Origin of the sequence: Lysinibacillus sp. FSL K6-0232 (assembly GCF_038008325.1) — a bacterium.
Taxonomy (GTDB): Bacteria; Bacillota; Bacilli; order Bacillales_A; family Planococcaceae; genus Lysinibacillus.
Genome location: NZ_JBBOYW010000001.1, coordinates 194673 through 212615, shown reverse-complemented (window position 1 = coordinate 212615; position 17943 = coordinate 194673). Strand labels below are relative to the sequence as shown.

The 17943-nt window shown below is 36.9% G+C and carries 17 protein-coding genes; 9 read left to right on the top strand and 8 right to left on the bottom strand.

Going from position 1 to position 17943, the window contains the following annotated elements; genetic code table 11:
• Positions 1-472: 472 nt before the first annotated feature.
• A complete protein-coding gene (locus MHB42_RS01060; RefSeq protein ID WP_340803903.1) occupies positions 473-1159 on the top strand; it encodes a histidine kinase in 687 nt (228 codons plus the stop codon).
• Positions 1160-1198: 39 nt separating this feature from the next.
• Here MHB42_RS01060 and MHB42_RS01055 read toward each other — a convergent pair whose 3' ends face one another.
• Complete coding sequence (locus MHB42_RS01055) at positions 1199-2404, bottom strand: MFS transporter (RefSeq protein ID WP_340803902.1); 1206 nt, start codon at positions 2402-2404, stop codon at positions 1199-1201.
• 106 nt (positions 2405-2510) lie between these two features.
• Here MHB42_RS01055 and MHB42_RS01050 point away from each other — a divergent pair, with 106 nt between their 5' ends.
• On the top strand, positions 2511-3230 hold the full coding sequence (locus MHB42_RS01050) for a DUF421 domain-containing protein (protein ID WP_340803901.1): 720 nt from the start codon (positions 2511-2513) through the stop codon (positions 3228-3230).
• A gap of 22 nt (positions 3231-3252) precedes the next feature.
• Here MHB42_RS01050 and MHB42_RS01045 read toward each other — a convergent pair whose 3' ends face one another.
• The 4 genes from MHB42_RS01045 to MHB42_RS01030 all read right to left on the bottom strand — a co-directional run bounded on the left by MHB42_RS01045 (position 3253) and on the right by MHB42_RS01030 (position 5974).
• Positions 3253-3957: a CBS domain-containing protein gene (locus tag MHB42_RS01045; protein WP_340803900.1), complete on the bottom strand. Its 705-nt coding sequence runs from the start codon at positions 3955-3957 to the stop codon at positions 3253-3255.
• Positions 3958-4110: 153 nt separating this feature from the next.
• Positions 4111-4893 carry an ABC transporter permease gene (locus MHB42_RS01040; protein ID WP_340803899.1) on the bottom strand — a complete coding sequence of 261 codons (783 nt, stop codon included), beginning with the start codon at positions 4891-4893 and terminating at the stop codon, positions 4111-4113.
• The gene (locus MHB42_RS01035) at positions 4890-5774 is read right to left on the bottom strand and encodes an ABC transporter ATP-binding protein (RefSeq protein WP_340803898.1); all 885 of its coding nucleotides are present in this window, start codon (positions 5772-5774) and stop codon (positions 4890-4892) included. The genes MHB42_RS01040 and MHB42_RS01035 overlap by 4 nt, the downstream gene beginning before the upstream one ends.
• Positions 5771-5974, bottom strand: a complete 204-nt coding sequence (locus tag MHB42_RS01030; protein WP_340803896.1) for a PLD nuclease N-terminal domain-containing protein — start codon at positions 5972-5974, stop codon at positions 5771-5773. The genes MHB42_RS01035 and MHB42_RS01030 overlap by 4 nt, the downstream gene beginning before the upstream one ends.
• A gap of 292 nt (positions 5975-6266) precedes the next feature.
• On the opposite strand from MHB42_RS01030, the gene MHB42_RS01025 reads away from it, so the two are divergent.
• Both MHB42_RS01025 and argH read left to right on the top strand, forming a co-directional pair.
• On the top strand, positions 6267-7799 hold the full coding sequence (locus tag MHB42_RS01025; protein ID WP_340803894.1) for a Na+/H+ antiporter NhaC family protein: 1533 nt from the start codon (positions 6267-6269) through the stop codon (positions 7797-7799).
• 4 nt (positions 7800-7803) lie between these two features.
• Positions 7804-9120 carry an argininosuccinate lyase gene (gene argH, locus MHB42_RS01020; RefSeq protein WP_340803893.1) on the top strand — a complete coding sequence of 439 codons (1317 nt, stop codon included), beginning with the start codon at positions 7804-7806 and terminating at the stop codon, positions 9118-9120.
• A 55-nt stretch (positions 9121-9175) separates the two neighbouring features.
• On the opposite strand, the gene MHB42_RS01015 is transcribed toward argH, so the two are convergent.
• The 3 genes from MHB42_RS01015 to MHB42_RS01005 form a co-directional block, all read right to left on the bottom strand.
• The gene (locus MHB42_RS01015) at positions 9176-10474 is read right to left on the bottom strand and encodes a hypothetical protein (protein ID WP_340803892.1); all 1299 of its coding nucleotides are present in this window, start codon (positions 10472-10474) and stop codon (positions 9176-9178) included.
• 241 nt (positions 10475-10715) lie between these two features.
• The gene (locus MHB42_RS01010; RefSeq protein ID WP_340803891.1) at positions 10716-11147 is read right to left on the bottom strand and encodes a protein-tyrosine phosphatase family protein; all 432 of its coding nucleotides are present in this window, start codon (positions 11145-11147) and stop codon (positions 10716-10718) included.
• An 18-nt stretch (positions 11148-11165) separates the two neighbouring features.
• Positions 11166-12113 carry a carbohydrate kinase family protein gene (locus tag MHB42_RS01005; protein ID WP_340803890.1) on the bottom strand — a complete coding sequence of 316 codons (948 nt, stop codon included), beginning with the start codon at positions 12111-12113 and terminating at the stop codon, positions 11166-11168.
• Between the two features lie 156 nt (positions 12114-12269).
• Here MHB42_RS01005 and MHB42_RS01000 point away from each other — a divergent pair, with 156 nt between their 5' ends.
• The 5 genes from MHB42_RS01000 (at position 12270) to MHB42_RS00980 (ending at position 17932) form a co-directional block, all read left to right on the top strand.
• Entirely contained in the window at positions 12270-12833 is a 564-nt protein-coding gene (locus tag MHB42_RS01000) for a GNAT family N-acetyltransferase (RefSeq protein ID WP_340803889.1), read from the top strand.
• A gap of 19 nt (positions 12834-12852) precedes the next feature.
• A complete protein-coding gene (locus MHB42_RS00995; RefSeq protein ID WP_340803888.1) occupies positions 12853-13764 on the top strand; it encodes an EamA family transporter in 912 nt (303 codons plus the stop codon).
• Positions 13765-13965: 201 nt separating this feature from the next.
• Entirely contained in the window at positions 13966-15042 is a 1077-nt protein-coding gene (locus MHB42_RS00990; RefSeq protein WP_340803887.1) for an extracellular solute-binding protein, read from the top strand.
• 85 nt (positions 15043-15127) lie between these two features.
• Positions 15128-16198, top strand: a complete 1071-nt coding sequence (locus MHB42_RS00985; protein ID WP_340803885.1) for an ABC transporter ATP-binding protein — start codon at positions 15128-15130, stop codon at positions 16196-16198.
• Between the two features lie 12 nt (positions 16199-16210).
• On the top strand, positions 16211-17932 hold the full coding sequence (locus tag MHB42_RS00980; RefSeq protein WP_340803884.1) for an ABC transporter permease: 1722 nt from the start codon (positions 16211-16213) through the stop codon (positions 17930-17932).
• Positions 17933-17943 lie beyond the last annotated feature (11 nt).

Below are 17943 nucleotides of genomic sequence, written 5' to 3'. Positions count from 1 at the left end.
TTTTTGCAAACTGCACGGGGTAAGAAAGTAACGATTGTTACCTTCTTAAAAGATAGCATGGTAATAGATAAAAACACAAAATGCAAAGAGGTTACAGACTCATCACCTCTAACCCTGTGTAAGCCTAAATAACTTGTGAAAAATCAAATAATTTATACAAATAAAAATCAGTAATATCAGCATTATAAATACACTTGACTATCTAATTAACAGCCTGCATAATAGTGATTCATATGGCAACATTTTTAATTAAATGCATGTAATGCATAAATTAAATAACTTATAATTATTGATTTAAGCTTAATTTTTCAAGGGTTTTCCAATATATTATCGTTAACTTTTATACATTTTTAAGTATACAATATTAATGAGCATAATGCACTGTAACAGCATCGATTTTAGCTGTTTTAGGATAATTTTTTCAAAATCAACAGTGAACCAAATAATAACAGATAAGAGGTGTAGATTTTTTATGAAGCATGTAAAAGGGCGTTTAGACGAAAGTATATTAGTTTGTGTTTACTATGGTCGCAATGGCGAACGTTTAATACGTCGTGGTCACAAAATGGCCACAATGCTAGATTGTCCGCTTTATATTCTTTCAGTCGATTCGCAACCCCTTGATGCATTTGACGCAGAGAAATCTAATTACATTGAAAAATGGAAAGAATTAGCAGAAGAACTTGAGGTTGAAAAATTCATTTTACAAGATAATGAAAAACGCCCGATACAAAAGGTTATTGCAGAGGTCGCAAAAAATTATGGCATATCCCAAATAATTGTAGGGCAAAGTGCTCAAAGCCGCTGGGAGGAAATCACAAAAGGCTCCTTCTTAAACGTCTTGTTAAAAGAAGTACCTTTTGTAGATTTTCATATTGTTGCTGTTCAACGCCCAACTGATGATGATGCAAATGAAACATATGAAAAAGGTGTGCGTGCTTACTTAATTAAAGAGCAGGATAATTTTAAAGTAGCTTTTACATGTCCTAAGTATGTATCTATAGAAGGTATATTTTTCAAGGAAATTGGTACGGATTTTGATAACGGTATTTTCAAATTTACTTACAACGATAAAATGCATGAGGTTCACATTTCAGAGGGTTATGTGATTGACCAAGAAAAACTGCCAGCAGAATTTTTATCGCCATTAAGACAATAATAAAGCGCGCTCCTCTTTTTAAAAGAGGGCGCGTTTTTGTTAGATAGCAGTTGATGCGGGCTTATCCTTTGGTAAGAAGAAGGCAATTAGCAGTAATAATGGTAATAAGGAAACAACCATCATTGTGAAATCAATGCCTTTGTGATCCATTAAAATACCAATCACCATTGCCCCAATTGCCCCCATGCCAAATGCAAAGCCTGTTGTTAGCCCTGCCATCGTACCAATTTTCGCAGGTACAAGCTCCTGCGCGTAGACAACTGTGACAGAGAAGCTAATCATAATTAATGTACCGATAATGATTAAAAATAGCACTGCCGCCCATAATGGCACATATGGCAATGCCAAACAAAATGGCATAGGCACTACTACCGATAAAATAATAACATTCTTTCTGCCAATACGGTCTGATAAGGAACCACCAAAAAATGTCCCCACTACACCAAAAGCCATAAAGGTGAAAATTAATATTTGTCCCAATCGAAGGCTTACATCATAATGATCCATTAAATAAAAGACATAAAAGCTTGTAATATTTGTGGTATAAAATGATCGTGCAAAAATAATTGTAAATAATAATGCTAATGCAATCCCGACTTGTTTTTTTGTTAAAGGCGGCAATGTTGACACTAATACTCGTTTTTTCTTTGCAATACGCTCTTGCTCCAATTGCTTCTTATACCATCCTGCAATTTTGCTCAATAAAATAATACCGAATGTTGTAACCACTAAGACTATTGCTGCACCACGCTGACCGAAAATATCAAAAATATAGGCACTAATTAATGGTGCAAGTGCTTGTCCTGAGTTTCCCCCAACTTGATAAATTGATTGAGCTAGCCCTCGTTTAGAGCCTGCTGCCATAAATGATACTCTTGATCCCTCTGGATGGAATACTGCTGAACCAAAGCCTAAAAATAATACCGCAATAAGAATAATCCAATATTGTGTTGTAAACGCTATAACTGCTATACCAATAAAGGAACTAACCATTCCTATCGGCAACGCATATGGCATTGGTCTTTTATCACTGACAAAGCCTACAACAGGCTGTAATGCGGAAGCAAATATATTTAAAACAAACGATATAAGCCCTATTTGTGTAAAGGTTAGCCCTAATTCACTTTTAAATATTGGGAACATCGCTGGGATAACAGCCTGCATTGTATCATTGATAAGGTGCGCAACGCCTATTGCAATCATAATAGGATAGACTGGATTTGTTGTATTTAATTGGTGATTCATGCTGCCACCTCTTTTTTCACATGATGTGTATAGACGATTGTCGCATACTATTGACCTTTTTGCACAAGCTATAAAATGACAAGCCGTAAAAGGAGTTGATATAGATATGGAAAGCTTTATTCATGCTCATTTCTGGGAGATGATTTTAAGAACAACACTTTCCTTCTTTGCGTTACTCATTTTAGCCCGTATTCTAGGGAAAAAGCAATTGGGCCAGCTAACATTCTTCCATTACATTACAGGTATTACATTCGGGTCGATTGCTTCTGAAATTGCCTCACAAGAGGAAACACCTTTTTTAGATGGCATGATTTCTCTTATCTGGTGGAGTGCTTTAACGTATTTAATGACCCTCATTACTATTAAATCTAAAAAAGCTCGTGTCCTTGTTGACGATAAGCCTACAATTGTCGTACAAAATGGTCTTATTTTAGAATCTGCCCTAAAGAAAAATCGTTTGCATTTAGATGAGCTAACGATGATGCTTCGTGAGCAAGCTATTTTCTCTGTTCAGGATGTACAATATGCGCTACTTGAAACAAATGGGAAACTAAGTGTGCTACAAAAAACCTCTGAACAGGTTGCGACAAAGCAGGACGTAAAAGCAGACGTATCACCACCTACCTACCTGCCTACTGAGGTTATTTCTGATGGGCAGCTTATTAAAGAAAACCTTGTGGAGCTTGAGTTAACAGAGGACTGGGTAATGAAGAAGCTGAAAAAGCAAAATGTGCATGCTGTTGAGGATGTCTATTTTGCACAAGTTCAAACAAATGGTTCTCTATATATCAGCTTAAAAGATAAAGCGAGACACGCAAGCCCATAATTGCTTGTTGTCTCGACTTTTGTTAGTCTACCTTTACAATATCTAATGGCGTAATAATACCAATTAATTTTTGATGTGGTTTGCCATGTTCCGTTATTAATAATGCCTCAAAGCGCTTCCCTCTTTCAACCCCTTGCTTGAAAATCTCCTCCGCCTCATAAATCGTTATATACCTACTGATAAATTTATAATTCACCCTATTTTTCTCATGTATTAAAATATCATGCAATGTTGGAACCTTATTTGGCAATTGGTTGCCGCCCATTGTGGATGCCAGCCAATTTGTAATACCTACTGTAGTAATAAGCCCTCTAAATTGCTTGTTATGATAAACAGGAAACTGTGTATATTTACGTTGACGTATTACCTTTAACACTTGTTTGAGGGAATCATTTTCTTGGAAAGCAAGTACCCTTTTACAGAACATCTGTCCAACAAGTGTTGGCTTCGCTAAGGTAGCGTCTATGTATTCAATTCTTTCTACTACATCCAGATGTGGCTCTGCAATCACATAATTTAAAGACGTACGATGATGCACAATTGCATTGCGCAAGTCTGCATAGGAACGTAAATCATCTTCATATTTCTTTACCAGCACATCCTTCCTCTTAGCCTGTTCAATCAGACGTGAAAAGGGCATAAAATCCTTTACACCAACAATATCTCTAAGTCTATGGTCTATTCGGTTAAACGCTGTTAGGAAACGATCAGAGTTTCTTGTCCCCAATTTTATGCACCTTCTTTTTATATTTTCCGAGTTATTTGACAAATTTCGAGCTATAGCTACATTATATGTCTATATAATGGATAATCCAAGGAAGTTTTAACTAGAAAAAAGCGAGGAAAATCCTATTGAATGGATTTTCCTCGCCTCATCTTCTTAAATTTTCACCATTGAGGCATTTCTTTTCATCATTAAGATTCCAATGCCAATGCAGAGCATTGTCAGGACTATAGTAATCGAAAGGCTCCACCAATAATTAGACATTTCCATTGTCCCTCGAATTAGTAATGTGCCGTAGCTTGCTAGCTTCCAAGGAGATATTGTCCAGAAAATTCCTACAATCATATCTACTATTTGCCCTAGAAAAATAAGTGTAAATGCACATGTAGTAGCAATAACAGTTTTAAAGCTAGCACTCATCATCAATGCTACAGCTATTACAAATAATAGCCATATATAATACGTAAGAAAGCCTGCGAGTAATAAGCCAATATCTAATGTTCCATATAAAATATTTGTGTAGTATACGCTTGCTGTAAAGCCAGCTAAAATGCTTACCAAGCTTATTGTACTCATAACAATAAACTTGCTGAGAAAATAAGCACTAAATGAAATGGGGCGTACATATAATAATGTTGCCATACCACTTGCTCGTTCTTTACTAATTGTACCAACAAAGACAGCCATCATCACAAGCAAGCCAATCGTTTGAAATTGACTAATAGAAGCTTGTAGTAAATCAACTGGCATTAATTCAGGCATAAGCATTTCAAAGCCTTCAGGGACATTTCCAACAGCCTTTAAAATATCCATCATATAATAATTTGTTAGTGGATCACTCATTCCAAGCAAAGCAAAGACAAGGGGTATCCATAGAAATTTCCAGCTACGCCATGCCTCTCTAAATTCCTTTTGTAGCAACACATTAAATCCCCTCATGCTTTTTTCGCCACCTTCATAAAAATTTCTTCTAAGGATGCTGTTTGCCTTTCCACTTTTCGTATTGTATAAGGACACTTACTTAAACGCTGAAGCAGCTCCTTCATTGTTGGCTCCTCATTAATAATTTTTACAAAAACATAATAGCCTTTGACATTATCAGATGGACCTGCAAAAAGCTGTGCCTCTTGCTCTGTACTAAATTCAATCATATAATTCGACTCATCAAAGCGTTGTCGTACCTCATGTAATGTTCCCTGCTCCACCAGTCTGCCATGTTGTAAAAATAATAGTTGATCTGTCATTTCTTCTGCATCATTTAAAATATGCGTTGAATATAAAATCGTTGTTTCTTGCTGTAACCCTTTTAGTAAATCTAGCACCTCTCGACGTCCAACTGGGTCTAATGCTGATACAGGCTCATCTAATAACAATAATTTAGGCTTATGCACAATTGCCTGAGCAATACCAAGACGTTGCTTCATGCCACCAGAAAATATGGCAATTTTTTTATGCTGAGCATTTCCTAAGCCAACAAATTCTAATGTTTTTTGTGCCTCTAATTTTGCCCTTTTTGCTGCTACACCATTTAGCCTCGCAGCCATTTCCGTAAACTCCAATCCACTCAGCCAAGGATGAAACTGAGGATATTGCGGTAAAAACCCTATATTTGTGCGTAAATCACCTGCAAGCATCTCAACACTGCCAACAGTCGGCTTTAACAGCCCTGTTAACATGGACAATGTTGTTGTTTTCCCAGCACCATTAGGACCTATTAATGCTGTTGAAGTTTTTTCTTCTAACATAAAATGCACATTATCTACGACTTTGTGCTCTGCAAATTGCTTTGTTAAACCTGTGACTTGAAGTAATGTTGTCATGATTGCTTTCTCCCCGCTATAAAGTACGCAATAGAGCCTATAAGATTGGCAAAGATAATAATAAACACCCATAAAACTTTAGGTCCATTTGTTGCGTGAATTTTACGTAAATCAATTAATGCAACAATCATTAAAATAAGTTGCACAACGATTATTGGTGCTATTATCGCCCATGGAACCTTTGCTAACTCCTCCATCATACAAATCACCTCATTTTTTGTTATACATTTAATATAACAATTTTGTTCTAATATGTATATAACAAATATGGTAAATCCGTTAACTTTGGCATTCTATCCGTTGATTTAATGATCCTATCCGCCACTTTAAATAGGCTATCCAGTAATCTGTTATAGCAACAGAATTATTTTTTTCAGAATAGATTGTAAATTAAATAAAGCGCAATTATAATAAAGGATAATTAAAGGGTAAATACCCTTTAATGAAACCTTTACTTCTAGTAAATACTCATAAATCAAAGGAGGCGTATATATGGAAACATTCGGATTAATTTCGATTATTCCACCCGTGGTTGCGATTGCTTTAGCATTTATCACAAGGAATGTAATTATCTCATTATTTTTAGGCGCTTTTACAGGGATATTGATTCTATTAAACGGTAATGTCTTAAAGGCTGTGAAATCTATTGTCGGTGATTATATTTTTGTTCAATCGACAGATAGTTATAATGCGGCTGTTCTAGCACTGCTTGTATTTATCGGCGGATTCGTTGCCTTAATGGAGAAATCAGGTGGCGCAGGAGCATTTGCTGAGAAAATTTCAATATTTATTCGGACAAAAATTAGTGCACAATTGTCTGCATGGGTTGGCGGTATTATTATTTTCTTCTCAGATTTAGGAACACCGTTAATTATAGGTCCTGTTTTTGAGCCTATTTTTGATAAACTCAAAGCCTCTCGTGAAAAGCTTGCATGGATTATTGATTCTACAGCATCTCCAGTAGCAGTAATGATTCCATTCATTGGCTGGGGTGTTTATATTATGGGGCTTATTAGCAAGGAGTACGAGCGTTTAGGTGTTAAAGAGTCGGATTGGGATGCCTTTATGAATGCTTTACCATTCTACATCTATCCAATGCTAGCAGTACTAATTGTGCCCATTATGCTGTTAACAAAATCTGAATTCGGCCCTATGCGTAAGGCAGACCGACGCATTGAAGAAACAGGCGAAATTTATTGGGCACACTCAAAGCCATTACGTAAAACAGAGGCGATGAATGAATATCTGGAAACAAAAAGTAAAGCAAGCCTAGTATTAGTTCCAATATTTGTATTGCTTGTAATGCTATTTGGACAATTAATTCCATTGGGCTTCCCATTTAAACAAGTGCCAGGTGGCGACTTTAGGGTAGCATTAAGTATTTCATATTTAGTAGCTGCAATGGTGTTAATTGCTTTAATGGTTATTTATAAAGTTAAAAAGTTTATTGAAGCATTTGATATTTATGTATCAGGTATGCGCCGCATGATGGATATTGTCATTATTCTTGTACTGGCATGGTCATTAGGTACGGTATTAGAGCAATTGGGAACAGCTAACTATTTAGTACGTGTCATGGATGGAGCCATTCCAGTGATGTTAATCCCAGCTATTATTTTTATTCTTGGCGCAATTATGTCCTTTGCTTGTGGGACATCTTGGGGCACATTTGCCATTATGCTACCGCTGGCAATTCCGTTAGCCTATCATATGGATATTTCAGTTTATATCGCTATTGGAGCAGTAATTTCAGGAGGAATTTTTGGCGACCATTGTTCACCAATTTCCGATACAACAATTTTATCTTCAACAGGTGCTGGCTGTGACCATGTTGATCATAATAAAACACAAATTCCAATTGCGTTATTTAATGCATGTATTACATTAATAGCATTTTTAGTTGCAGGTGTATATGAGAGCGTTTATACAGCAGTATTAGCGATTATTTTAATGATTATCGGTACGATTATTTTAGGTAGATTTGCACGAAATAAAGAGAGAAAGCAACAATTAGAGGAGGTTTAAAGGTATGAAGCTTTGGGGCGGACGCTTTCGCAATGAAGAAAATCATTTAATGGAGGAATTTAATAGCTCATTAGCAATTGACCAACGACTTTATTTTGAGGATATTACTGGGAGCTTAGCGCATGTAAAAATGCTTGCACAGTGTGATATTATTTCTGAAGCAGAAGGTGAGATTATTACAGATGGTCTAAAGAGTATTTTAGAAGATATTGAAAATGGTATATTGCCGATTAAAGGTGATTACGAGGATATTCATAGCTTTGTAGAAATGAATTTAATTCAACGCATTGGTGATGTTGGGAAAAAGCTTCATACAGCACGGAGCCGTAATGATCAAACAGCAGTAGACACAAGGATGTATGCACGTAAAAAGGCACTTGAAGTTGTCCAAGCCATTGAAGCCTTTAAGTATGCATTAAAGGAAAAAGCAGAGGCTAATCCATATATTATGCCTGGCTATACACATCTACAAAGAGCACAGGTCGTTACATTTAAGCATCATTTAATGGCTTACTATCACATGTTAGACCGTGACCAAAAACGTGTACAAAATGCACTTGAAATATTAAATGAAAATCCGCTTGGCTGTGGCGCACTCGCTGGCACAACACATAATATCGACCGCACAATTACAACACAAGAGCTTGGTTTTAAAAAGCCTGTAGATAACTTTATGGATGGTGTTAGTGAGCGAGATTATGTACTTGAATTAACATCTGATTTTTCAATTATTATGATGCATCTAAGCCGCATGAGTGAAGAATTAATTTTATGGTGCAGTCAAGAATTTAAGTTTATTGAAATTGATGATGCTTACGCAACAGGTAGTAGCATTATGCCACAAAAGAAAAATCCTGATGCAGCAGAATTAATTCGTGGAAAAACAGGGAAAGTATATGGCGCATTATTCTCCATTTTTACGATTATGAAAGGTATTCCATTAACATACAATAAAGATATGCAGGAAGAAAAGGAATCATTCTTCTATGCGATTGATACAACGCTTGCCTCATTAAAAATTATGACGGAAATGATTCGTACATTAAAGGTCAATGAGGAGAATATGTATGCATCTGTAAAAAAAGGCTTCCTTAATGCAACAGAGCTTGCTGATTATTTAGTAAAGGCAGGTACACCATTTAGAGATGCACATAGTATTGTTGGGAAAGTAGTTATTTATTGTGAGGATCATAATAAAGGTATAGAGGACCTTACATTACAAGAGCTTCAGCAATTTAGTGATACTATTCAATCAGATATTTATGATTACATTGATTATCATAGTATTTTAAGCAAAGGAACTAAGGTTCATTTACGATAAAGCAAAGCGCTTTAGCATTTCCATTATGCTAAGCGCTTTTTAAATTATCATCTGGTTATTTTTGAGTAAAACGATAGACTTTACGTGGGCGTCCTTTGACATGATGTGTAGATTCACCAATGCATTCAATAAGCCCTGCCTTGCTTAAATTTGTAACGATACGGCGTGCGTTACGATTTTCTATATGTAAATGGTTCGTTAAATCAAGTGTTGTAAAATGATCTGTTCCTAATTTTAATAATAATGCCTTTATACGGTTATATGTTCGCATACTTATATTTGCTTCCTTCAATGCTTCAACAGAAGGTGTGTCTAATAGTTTATTCAAATAAATAAGCTCTTTATTATTGCCAAGATGCTCAATAACTGAACCATCCTCTTGAATAATATACACTTCATTTTGCTCATTTTGCTTTGAATGCTGGTTGGCTAAAGCTGCATTTACCTCAGCTGCTAATGCTGTTTCACCATAACCAATGCCTGTAATAATTCGTTTATCAGATAGTAGCTTTAATTCATGGATTTTTTGTCGCAAAGTTTGCATATTTTTCTCAATTGCCCCACGCGTACTAGCGATTAGATAACTATTATCTCCCTTTTCAGTTAGCAGCCCATCTACATGCTCACATAAATTAATAAGTACCTCTTTGATTTGTAGTGCTTGATATTGTTGTGCGTAAGGGTTTGTTGGCAAAATTGTCGCATCAACATCCTCAACGTCGATAATACATACACCTATTTGTGTATCTTTGAAGAAGGATGTTTTTATTTTCTCCTCTAACATTTTACACGCGTGAATAATCTCAGAATGACTAATGGAATACCAATAAACAGGGATGCCTGCTTGTTTTAACTCTCGATATACGCCTTCAAAGCTCGTAATAGCTCCACATGTTTTTCCTTCTTCCCATAGCTTTTGATGGAAATCAATCAATTCTTCTGTTGTCGTTGTAGTGTCATAGATTTTTAAGTAAATATTAGCTGAGGGAATATTCAATTGCATAAGTGCATCTTCTAATATATGTTCAGCCATCTCATCTACACTTAGTTGTTTTAAAAAGACATTGGAGTTATAGGCAGCTTCTAAAAATGCTTTATATAGGCTTGCCTCATTGTTTTGTATTGGTATTAAATATTCACCTGTTTGCAAACTCTCTTGGGCAATGGCATACGGAAGCTGCCCCGTTGGAAACCAAAAATCTACTTCATGATCATGTGCTTGAATAATTTCTTTTGTTTCTTGGAAGTTTGTATATGGTAGTGAAATAAAATGTGCTTTAAGGTCTAAGTTTTGTGCAATTGAGATAACTTTATGGACGGATGTTGCAGAGCCTACAACGCCGACTGTAAACATATTTCCACCCCTTTATTCTTACATAAGTACGATATTTTTACTGTACCATTATCCCCTTAAATGAGCAAAAAGGCTATTCATTGTTGAATACTGCTTATCAATTACGCCCCAGCATAATTATATCTGTTGCTAATGCTTTCAGTACATAAAACATCTGCTGCTGATGCTTCGCTTTTGATACAAAAATAATTTGCTGAACCAAGATAAAAAAGATGCACCATTGACTGGCACATCTTATTGTCTATTTATACAATTCCTGTAAAGCTTTCTCCATTTTTGGGCGAATTGTTACTTGTGGGCGGGCTTTCTTGACTGCGGCCCCTGCTTCCTCTAATGACTGTGCCATTCCTAGCTCTATTAATGTAGCTGTTGCTGCTACGCCTGCACGTCCCCCACCACTTCCACAATGAATATATACCTTCTGTCCTTCTTTATAGGCTGAAGCAATTTCCTTCGCGACTTTTTCAATCGAAGAGGCAACAGCGATATCCTCATCCGCAATAGGTAGATGCTTGTAAGAATAAGAAGCTACCTCTTGCTCCTGTGATGACAGTCCGTTAACACGTACATCTATTACAATATCAACGGCTTCTTGTTCGAAGGCTGCTTCTGCATCTTTTGCACCGCCAAAAAATATTTTGTCTTTTACTAAAACATCATAGTTTTTCTCCATTTTTATACACCTCTAAGGTTATTTTAGTAAATGCTTAATATCTTGATAGTATGGTAGTGCCGTCAATGCACCTGCTTTTGTCGCCGCTAAAGCACCTAATTTATTGCCAAAGCTTGTACAACGCACAAGCTCCTCTTTTGTTGTAGGTAAACCGTTATAGTGAATATCGCGTAATACCCCTGCCATAAATGCATCTCCAGCGCCTGTTGTATCTACAGGCACTACTTTTTCTGTTGGCACATGGATAACCTCACCATTTAGCACGGCATATGTGCCATTTTCCCCTACTGTTACTAAAATAATAGGCACTAAATAGCTGCTTAACTGAGCAATACCTTCCTCTAAGCTAGTTGTTTCTGTTAAGAAAAATAATTCATCATCCGTAACCTTTAGAATATCGACATCCTCAAAAAATGATGTCACCGTTTCGCGGCAAATTTCCTCGCTGCTCCAGCGTAACGGGCGAATATTGGCATCCATTGCAATAATCGCTCCCTTATCCTTAGCCATGTCTACAGCAGCTTGTGTTGTAGCAAGTGCTGTTGGATGGAACATTGTGCCTGAGCATACTGTTAAAGCAGAGGCATGCTTAAAGGCCTCTTCATTTAATTGTGTTGATTCAACTTGTAAATCTGGTGTTTCATCCACATAATCTTTAAAAATACGCTCACATGCCTCTGTTAAATGCACATAAACCCCACTAACACGCTTAGCTGGATGAAATACGGCATAATCTAGCTTTACACCCTCTTGTGCAAGTCCATCGCGCACAAATTGTGAGCCTTCGTCATCTCCTGTAATGGTAATTAATGCGGAAGGCGCACCAATGCGGCTAATTCCTGCTGCAACATTTACGGTTGCACCTCCCATATATTTAGTAAATGATGTATTTGTAACATCATCAGCAATATAGTCAATAAAAGCATCTCCATAGACTAATATAAATTCCTTATCTTGCTTTGTCATGATTGGCCTCCTGAAAGTCTAGTCATTATAGATTACCACGAAAATTGTCATTCTATAAAGGTTTTTACTTTTGGCATTTTTTTATAACAAGCTGGAAAACTTGAGTCATCCTCTATCTTTGTTATACTTGCCTATAGGAAGGTAGGGATGTTCAAGATGACTATTACAATTCGACAAGCGCAACCACAAGATGCCCATGCCGTTGTGCCTTTAATTATCGATGCCATTGGCGATATTGCTAATCGCTTAACTGGCGAGCAATCAGCGGAAGCTGTTATACGGGAACTAACAATTCTTTTTCAACGTGAGGACAATCGACACTCATACTTAAATACCTTTGTTGCTACTGAAGATGAACAAATATTAGGAATTCTTGTTTATTATTATGGTGCACATGCCATTGAAATGGACGCTAAGCTTGTGCAATGGCTAGCAGCAAAAAATGCTCCATCCATTGTAATTGATCGTGAGGCTCATGAGGATGAAGCCTATATTGATACAGTTTGTGTAGCACCAGCAGCGCGCGGGAAAGGTATTGGTACATTATTATTGCAATTTGCAGAGGAGCTAACAAAGCAACGAGGCTATACAAAGCTATCATTAAATGTTGAAATCGAAAAAGAAGATGCTCGCCGTCTTTATGAACGATTAGGCTTTGTCATTACAGAGCCATGGTTCATTATTGATGAACCTTTTCATCATATGGTGAAACAGTTTTAGAAAGTGACAACATAAATCTATGAAAACAAATTTTATTTATCCTCTTTTGATTGTCATTGCCTCTAGTAGCTATGGTATTTTATCAACCATTATTAAAGTAGCTATGCAGCATGGCTTTACATCAGCAGAGGCTGTATCAAGTCAATATATTATTGGCTTTATGCTGATTGTGTTTATTTTTATTGTGACACAAAGACAGTTACCAAGGCCCTCTAAAAGTGGCTTATTGATTTTAATTTGGTCAGGTATTTTTACTGGAACAACAGGCATTGTTTATGGTGAATCATTGAAATATTTACCTGCATCTCTTGCAGTGGTAATGCTGTTTCAATTTACATGGATTGGTCTACTAATCGACTGTGCGCTACATAGAAGATGGCCAAGCCGAGCTGAGGTCATTTCTCTTATTATTTTATTTGCAGGCACTATTTTAGCGGCAGGTGTTTTAAATGTAGACTTAAGCGGCATTCCGCTCCAAGGCTGGCTATTTGGCTTTGCGGCTGCTGTAACCTTTGCTTGCTTTATTCAATTTAACTCTCGACCTGTAGAGGGTGTCACAACAACATCAAGGGTGCTAATTGTTTCCTTTGTCGCTCTGATTATGATTAGTATTTTCCTTAGCCCTGAAATTATTTGGAATGGTCAATTATTTATTCATGGCTTATGGAAATTTGGACTAGCACTAGGTCTGTTCGGTATTATTTTGCCGATTTATTTATTCTCTATTGCTATCCCTAAAATTGGTGGCGCTCTTGCATCGATTCTAAGTGCCATTGAATTGCCAGTGGCAGTTACAGTTTCGGTTATTGTGCTACATGAGCCTTTAACAATTTTACAAATTATTGGGATTGTTTTTGTACTTGTAGGCATGATGCTACCGACAATTGTTGCCCAACGTCGACAAAAAAATAATTTATTAGAGGCACATTAACGAATAATAAAAAGCTCCTTAAAAATGGAAAAATCCTTTTTAAGGAGCTTTTTTGAATTTTACTGAAATGTCGTTGCTAACGATAATAGCCTTCGTTATGATGAAGTTGAATGTAATTTTTTTAATAATTCTAACATTAATATTCTCCCTTCGTATTATACTGCAATATGCAAGTACCTTACTTTAAGAAAGGGGAATATAATGAAAAAAATACGCCTTCTTAGTTTTTTCCTTGTGTTGATGCTTATGCTGGTGGCTGCCTGTAGTTCGAATGATAGTAAAAATTCTACAAATAATGACAAAAAAGAGGTAGCAGCTACAACACCTTCTGGCAAGCTCGTCATCTACACGGGGCGTGACGAGGAAATGGTGCAAAAGGTGATCGCTCAGTTTAATGAAAAGTATCCAGACATTGAAGTAGAGTATTTAACAATGGGCGCTCAGCAAATTTTAGAACGCTTACGTGGTGAAAAGGCTAATCCACAGGCTGACTTTTGGTGGGGTGGTACACAATCTGCTTTAATTGTTGGGGCAAATGAGGATTTATTGCACAGCTGGCAGCCTAGTTTTATCGACGCTATCGAGCCTGACCATAAAGATGCCGCTGGACGCTGGTTTGGGGAAATGTTGCTGCCTGAGGTGATTATGATTAATAGCGATGTACTCACAAAGGAAACGGGACCACAGGATTGGGATGAGCTGCTTGACCCTAAGTGGAAGGATCAAATTTTAATCCGTGGCGTGCTTGCATCAGGGACAATGCGAACAATTTACTCCTCAATGATTGTACGACAAGATGCTAATTCTCCTGAAAAGGGCTATGATTGGCTACTGCAATTAGATGCCAATACAAAGGAATATACACAAGACCCTAATGCATTGTACTTAAAGCTTACACGTCAGGAAGGCAGTGTATCGTTATGGAACCTGCAAGATATTTTATTAAAGAAATATACAACAGATTATCCTTTTGATTATATTTACCCTAAAAGTGGTGCACCTATTTTAGTTGATGGTGTAGCAGTTGTAAACAATGCGAAAAACCTTGAGAATGCGCAGCTATTTGTAGAGTTTTTATTTGAAAAAGACATGGTAACACAACTAGCAAATGATTATTATCAAATTCCAACACGTTCTGATATTGATAAGTCTTCCATGCCAGAATGGTATCAGGAATTAAATTTAACAACATTTGATATTGATTGGCAGCAAATGTCCGACAAAGAAACTAAGTGGATGGAATATTGGGATAACAATATTAAAGGACGCGGGAAATAAGCAATTCGGTAAAAATTCGGCTTTGTTAGCGAATTTTTACCTTTCTGTATCATCCCCTAATTCTTTGTTGGAGAGGAGCTTATGATTGAAAAGTGTCAATATCGACAATGTTTCTAAGCAATTTGGTCAGGTATATGGTGTAAAAAATTTAAATCTTGAGATAAAGGCAGGCGAGTTCTTTACATTTCTTGGTCCTAGCGGCTGTGGAAAAACAACGACCTTACGAATGATTGCTGGCTTTTACTACCCTACCAATGGAAAAATTCTTTTTGATACGCGCGATGTTACACGACTTCCGCCAAATAAACGCAATATCGGTATGGTATTTCAAAATTATGCCCTTTTCCCGCATATGACTGTTGATGAGAATATTGCATTTGGCTTACAAGTACGCAAACTTTCAAAGGCAGAGATTCAGCACAAGGTTGACCGTATTAGAGGACAAGTACATCTAGCCGATTACGGTAAGCGAAAAATTAATGAGCTTTCTGGTGGTCAACAGCAGCGAGTAGCCTTAGCAAGAGCTTTAGTGATTGAGCCAGATATTTTATTGCTTGATGAGCCTTTATCCAACTTAGATGCAAAGCTACGTGAGGAAACACGTGTTGAAATCAAACGTATCCAAGCTGAGCTAGGTATTACTACGATTTATGTTACTCATGACCAAATGGAGGCCATGTCAATGTCAGATCGTATTATGGTGATGGAAAATGGCGATATTAAGCAAATTGGCACACCTCAGGAAATTTATCATCGACCTATCAATCGCTTTGTTGCTAATTTCATTGGTGAAACAAATTTAATTGAAGGTACAATTAAGGCAATCGATGATGAGGATATACAAGTTACCACAGCAAACGGACTTGTTTTCACTGGGCGAAAACAACAAAGCTCTCCAGCTTTAACGCATATGATTGGAAACAAGGTATTTATTTCGATTCGTCCAGAATCCATCTATTTAGGAACTGGTGATAACACACTAACAGGGAAAATTACCTTTGTAGAGTTTACTGGGATAAGTGTTAATTATATTGTAGATTTTACGGCGTTCTCACTTAAAGTAATGATTATTCATTCTTATGACCAAATAAAAAATATCGGTGAAGATATAACTATCAATATTGCTTATGATTCACTGTATTTTTTAGGGGAATAGGAGGAAGCCAGTATGGAAAAACAGTCTGCCAATGCCTCTAGCGAAAGTAGATGGACACGGATTTTTTATTCCAATTGGTTTGTGTATATTTTAATAGCACCATTATTTTTAGTGCTGTTCGCCTATGTCGTTTATCCTTTCTATCAAACCTTTATCCAAAGCTTTGCTGGTGATGAGCCATTCTTTCATTATAAAAAGTTTTTTGATATTGCAAGTCCAGCAAATTTAGAGGCTTTATGGACCAGTGTTTATATATCTATTATTAGTGTTATAAGTTGTGCCATTGTTGGCGTAACGATGGCGTTTCTACTTGAACGCTATAATTTCCCGGGAAGGCGAATACTTTCTATTTTAGTATTAGTCCCTATGGCGCTCCCTCCCCTTGTAGGTGTACTGTCCTTTTCATTTTTATATGGAGATAGCGGTATTTTCCCACGTTTCTTTCAGCAGTTATTTGGTTTAGACCATGTACCATTTTCCTTAAAAGGGATTTGGGGCGTTATTGTTGTTCACACCTTTACAATGTATACCTATTTCTATTTAACCGCTTCTGCTGCAATTAAGGGGCTTGACCCTGCTTTAGAAGAAGCTGCAACAAGTTTAGGTGCGGGGCGTATTCGCGTATGGACAAAGGTTATTTTACCAATGCTGACCCCGTCCATTGTCGCATCTTCTCTATTAGTATTTATGATTTCAATGGCTTCGTATACCGCACCCTTAATGTTTGGTGTTGAGCGTACGATGACAATGCAAATTTATTTATCACGAACAAATGGAAATTTGGAAATGGCAGCAACACAGTCGATGATCCTATCCTTTGTATCCATTACATTTTTAATCATAATGCGCTGGTATCAAAATCGACGTAACTATCAAAACCTTAGTAAAGGAATTAGTGTCCATCGCTCAGAAGTTTCCTCTAAAGGAATGAAAATTTTTGCAACAATTTCCTCCTTTATTGGTACATTCATGTTACTATTACCAATATTAGTATTAATACTCATCTCCTTTTCTGTCGATGGTGCTTGGAAGACACAAATTCTTCCTACCGATTACACATTTGATCATTATATCGCACTCTTTACGGATGAGCGCACATGGCGTCCTATTTGGAACTCAATTCAGATGGGGGTTATCGCGACAATCGGTAATATACTTTTCGGTGTTGCGGCTGCCTATGCAATGGTGCGCTTAAACTTTAAAGGTAAAACAGTGCTTGATATTTTAATTATGGTGCCATGGGCATTACCAGGGACAGTTGTTGCAGTGAATTTAATTGCTGCCTTTAGCACAGAAAACATTTTTGCCTTTAACCAAGTACTAATTGGAACGTTTTGGATTTTGCCATTAGCTTATTTTATTAGACATTTACCACTTGTTTTTCGATCGACCGCCGCTTCGCTTGTCCAGCTCGATCAATCCATTGAGGAAGCATCCCGCGGCTTAGGTGCTACTTGGTGGTATACATTTAGACGTATTGTTGTGCCCTTAACATTTACTGGGATATTAGCAGGGACATTATTAGCACTTGTTCAAAGCTTTGGTGAGTTTGTTGCATCCATTTTAATTTATAGTACATCTACTATCCCATTATCTGTCGCAATATTTCAAAAACTATACGCATTCAAATTTGGAACCGCCTGTGCTTATGGTGTTTTACAAATTTGCTTAATTTTAGTTGTCCTTATTATTTCTGAAAAATTATCGAAAGGCAGTGCTGGCTCAGCCATATAACTGCTAATCTG

What these genes read in the sequence shown, in the direction of transcription:
- MHB42_RS01035 (WP_340803898.1), bottom strand. Translation starts at nt 5,774, where the DNA reads ATGACAACATTACTTCAAGTCACAGGTTTAACAAAGCAATTTGCAGAG.
- MHB42_RS01015 (WP_340803892.1), bottom strand. Translation starts at nt 10,474, where the DNA reads ATGTTTACAGTCGGCGTTGTAGGCTCTGCAACATCCGTCCATAAAGTT.
- MHB42_RS01025 (WP_340803894.1), top strand. Translation starts at nt 6,267, where the DNA reads ATGGAAACATTCGGATTAATTTCGATTATTCCACCCGTGGTTGCGATT.
- MHB42_RS00990 (WP_340803887.1), top strand. Translation starts at nt 13,966, where the DNA reads ATGAAAAAAATACGCCTTCTTAGTTTTTTCCTTGTGTTGATGCTTATG.
- MHB42_RS01055 (WP_340803902.1), bottom strand. Translation starts at nt 2,404, where the DNA reads ATGAATCACCAATTAAATACAACAAATCCAGTCTATCCTATTATGATT.
- MHB42_RS01060 (WP_340803903.1), top strand. Translation starts at nt 473, where the DNA reads ATGAAGCATGTAAAAGGGCGTTTAGACGAAAGTATATTAGTTTGTGTT.
- MHB42_RS00995 (WP_340803888.1), top strand. Translation starts at nt 12,853, where the DNA reads ATGAAAACAAATTTTATTTATCCTCTTTTGATTGTCATTGCCTCTAGT.
- MHB42_RS01000 (WP_340803889.1), top strand. Translation starts at nt 12,270, where the DNA reads ATGACTATTACAATTCGACAAGCGCAACCACAAGATGCCCATGCCGTT.
- MHB42_RS01040 (WP_340803899.1), bottom strand. Translation starts at nt 4,893, where the DNA reads ATGAGGGGATTTAATGTGTTGCTACAAAAGGAATTTAGAGAGGCATGG.
- MHB42_RS01030 (WP_340803896.1), bottom strand. Translation starts at nt 5,974, where the DNA reads ATGATGGAGGAGTTAGCAAAGGTTCCATGGGCGATAATAGCACCAATA.
- MHB42_RS01005 (WP_340803890.1), bottom strand. Translation starts at nt 12,113, where the DNA reads ATGACAAAGCAAGATAAGGAATTTATATTAGTCTATGGAGATGCTTTT.
- argH (WP_340803893.1), top strand. Translation starts at nt 7,804, where the DNA reads ATGAAGCTTTGGGGCGGACGCTTTCGCAATGAAGAAAATCATTTAATG.
- MHB42_RS01010 (WP_340803891.1), bottom strand. Translation starts at nt 11,147, where the DNA reads ATGGAGAAAAACTATGATGTTTTAGTAAAAGACAAAATATTTTTTGGC.
- MHB42_RS01050 (WP_340803901.1), top strand. Translation starts at nt 2,511, where the DNA reads ATGGAAAGCTTTATTCATGCTCATTTCTGGGAGATGATTTTAAGAACA.
- MHB42_RS00980 (WP_340803884.1), top strand. Translation starts at nt 16,211, where the DNA reads ATGGAAAAACAGTCTGCCAATGCCTCTAGCGAAAGTAGATGGACACGG.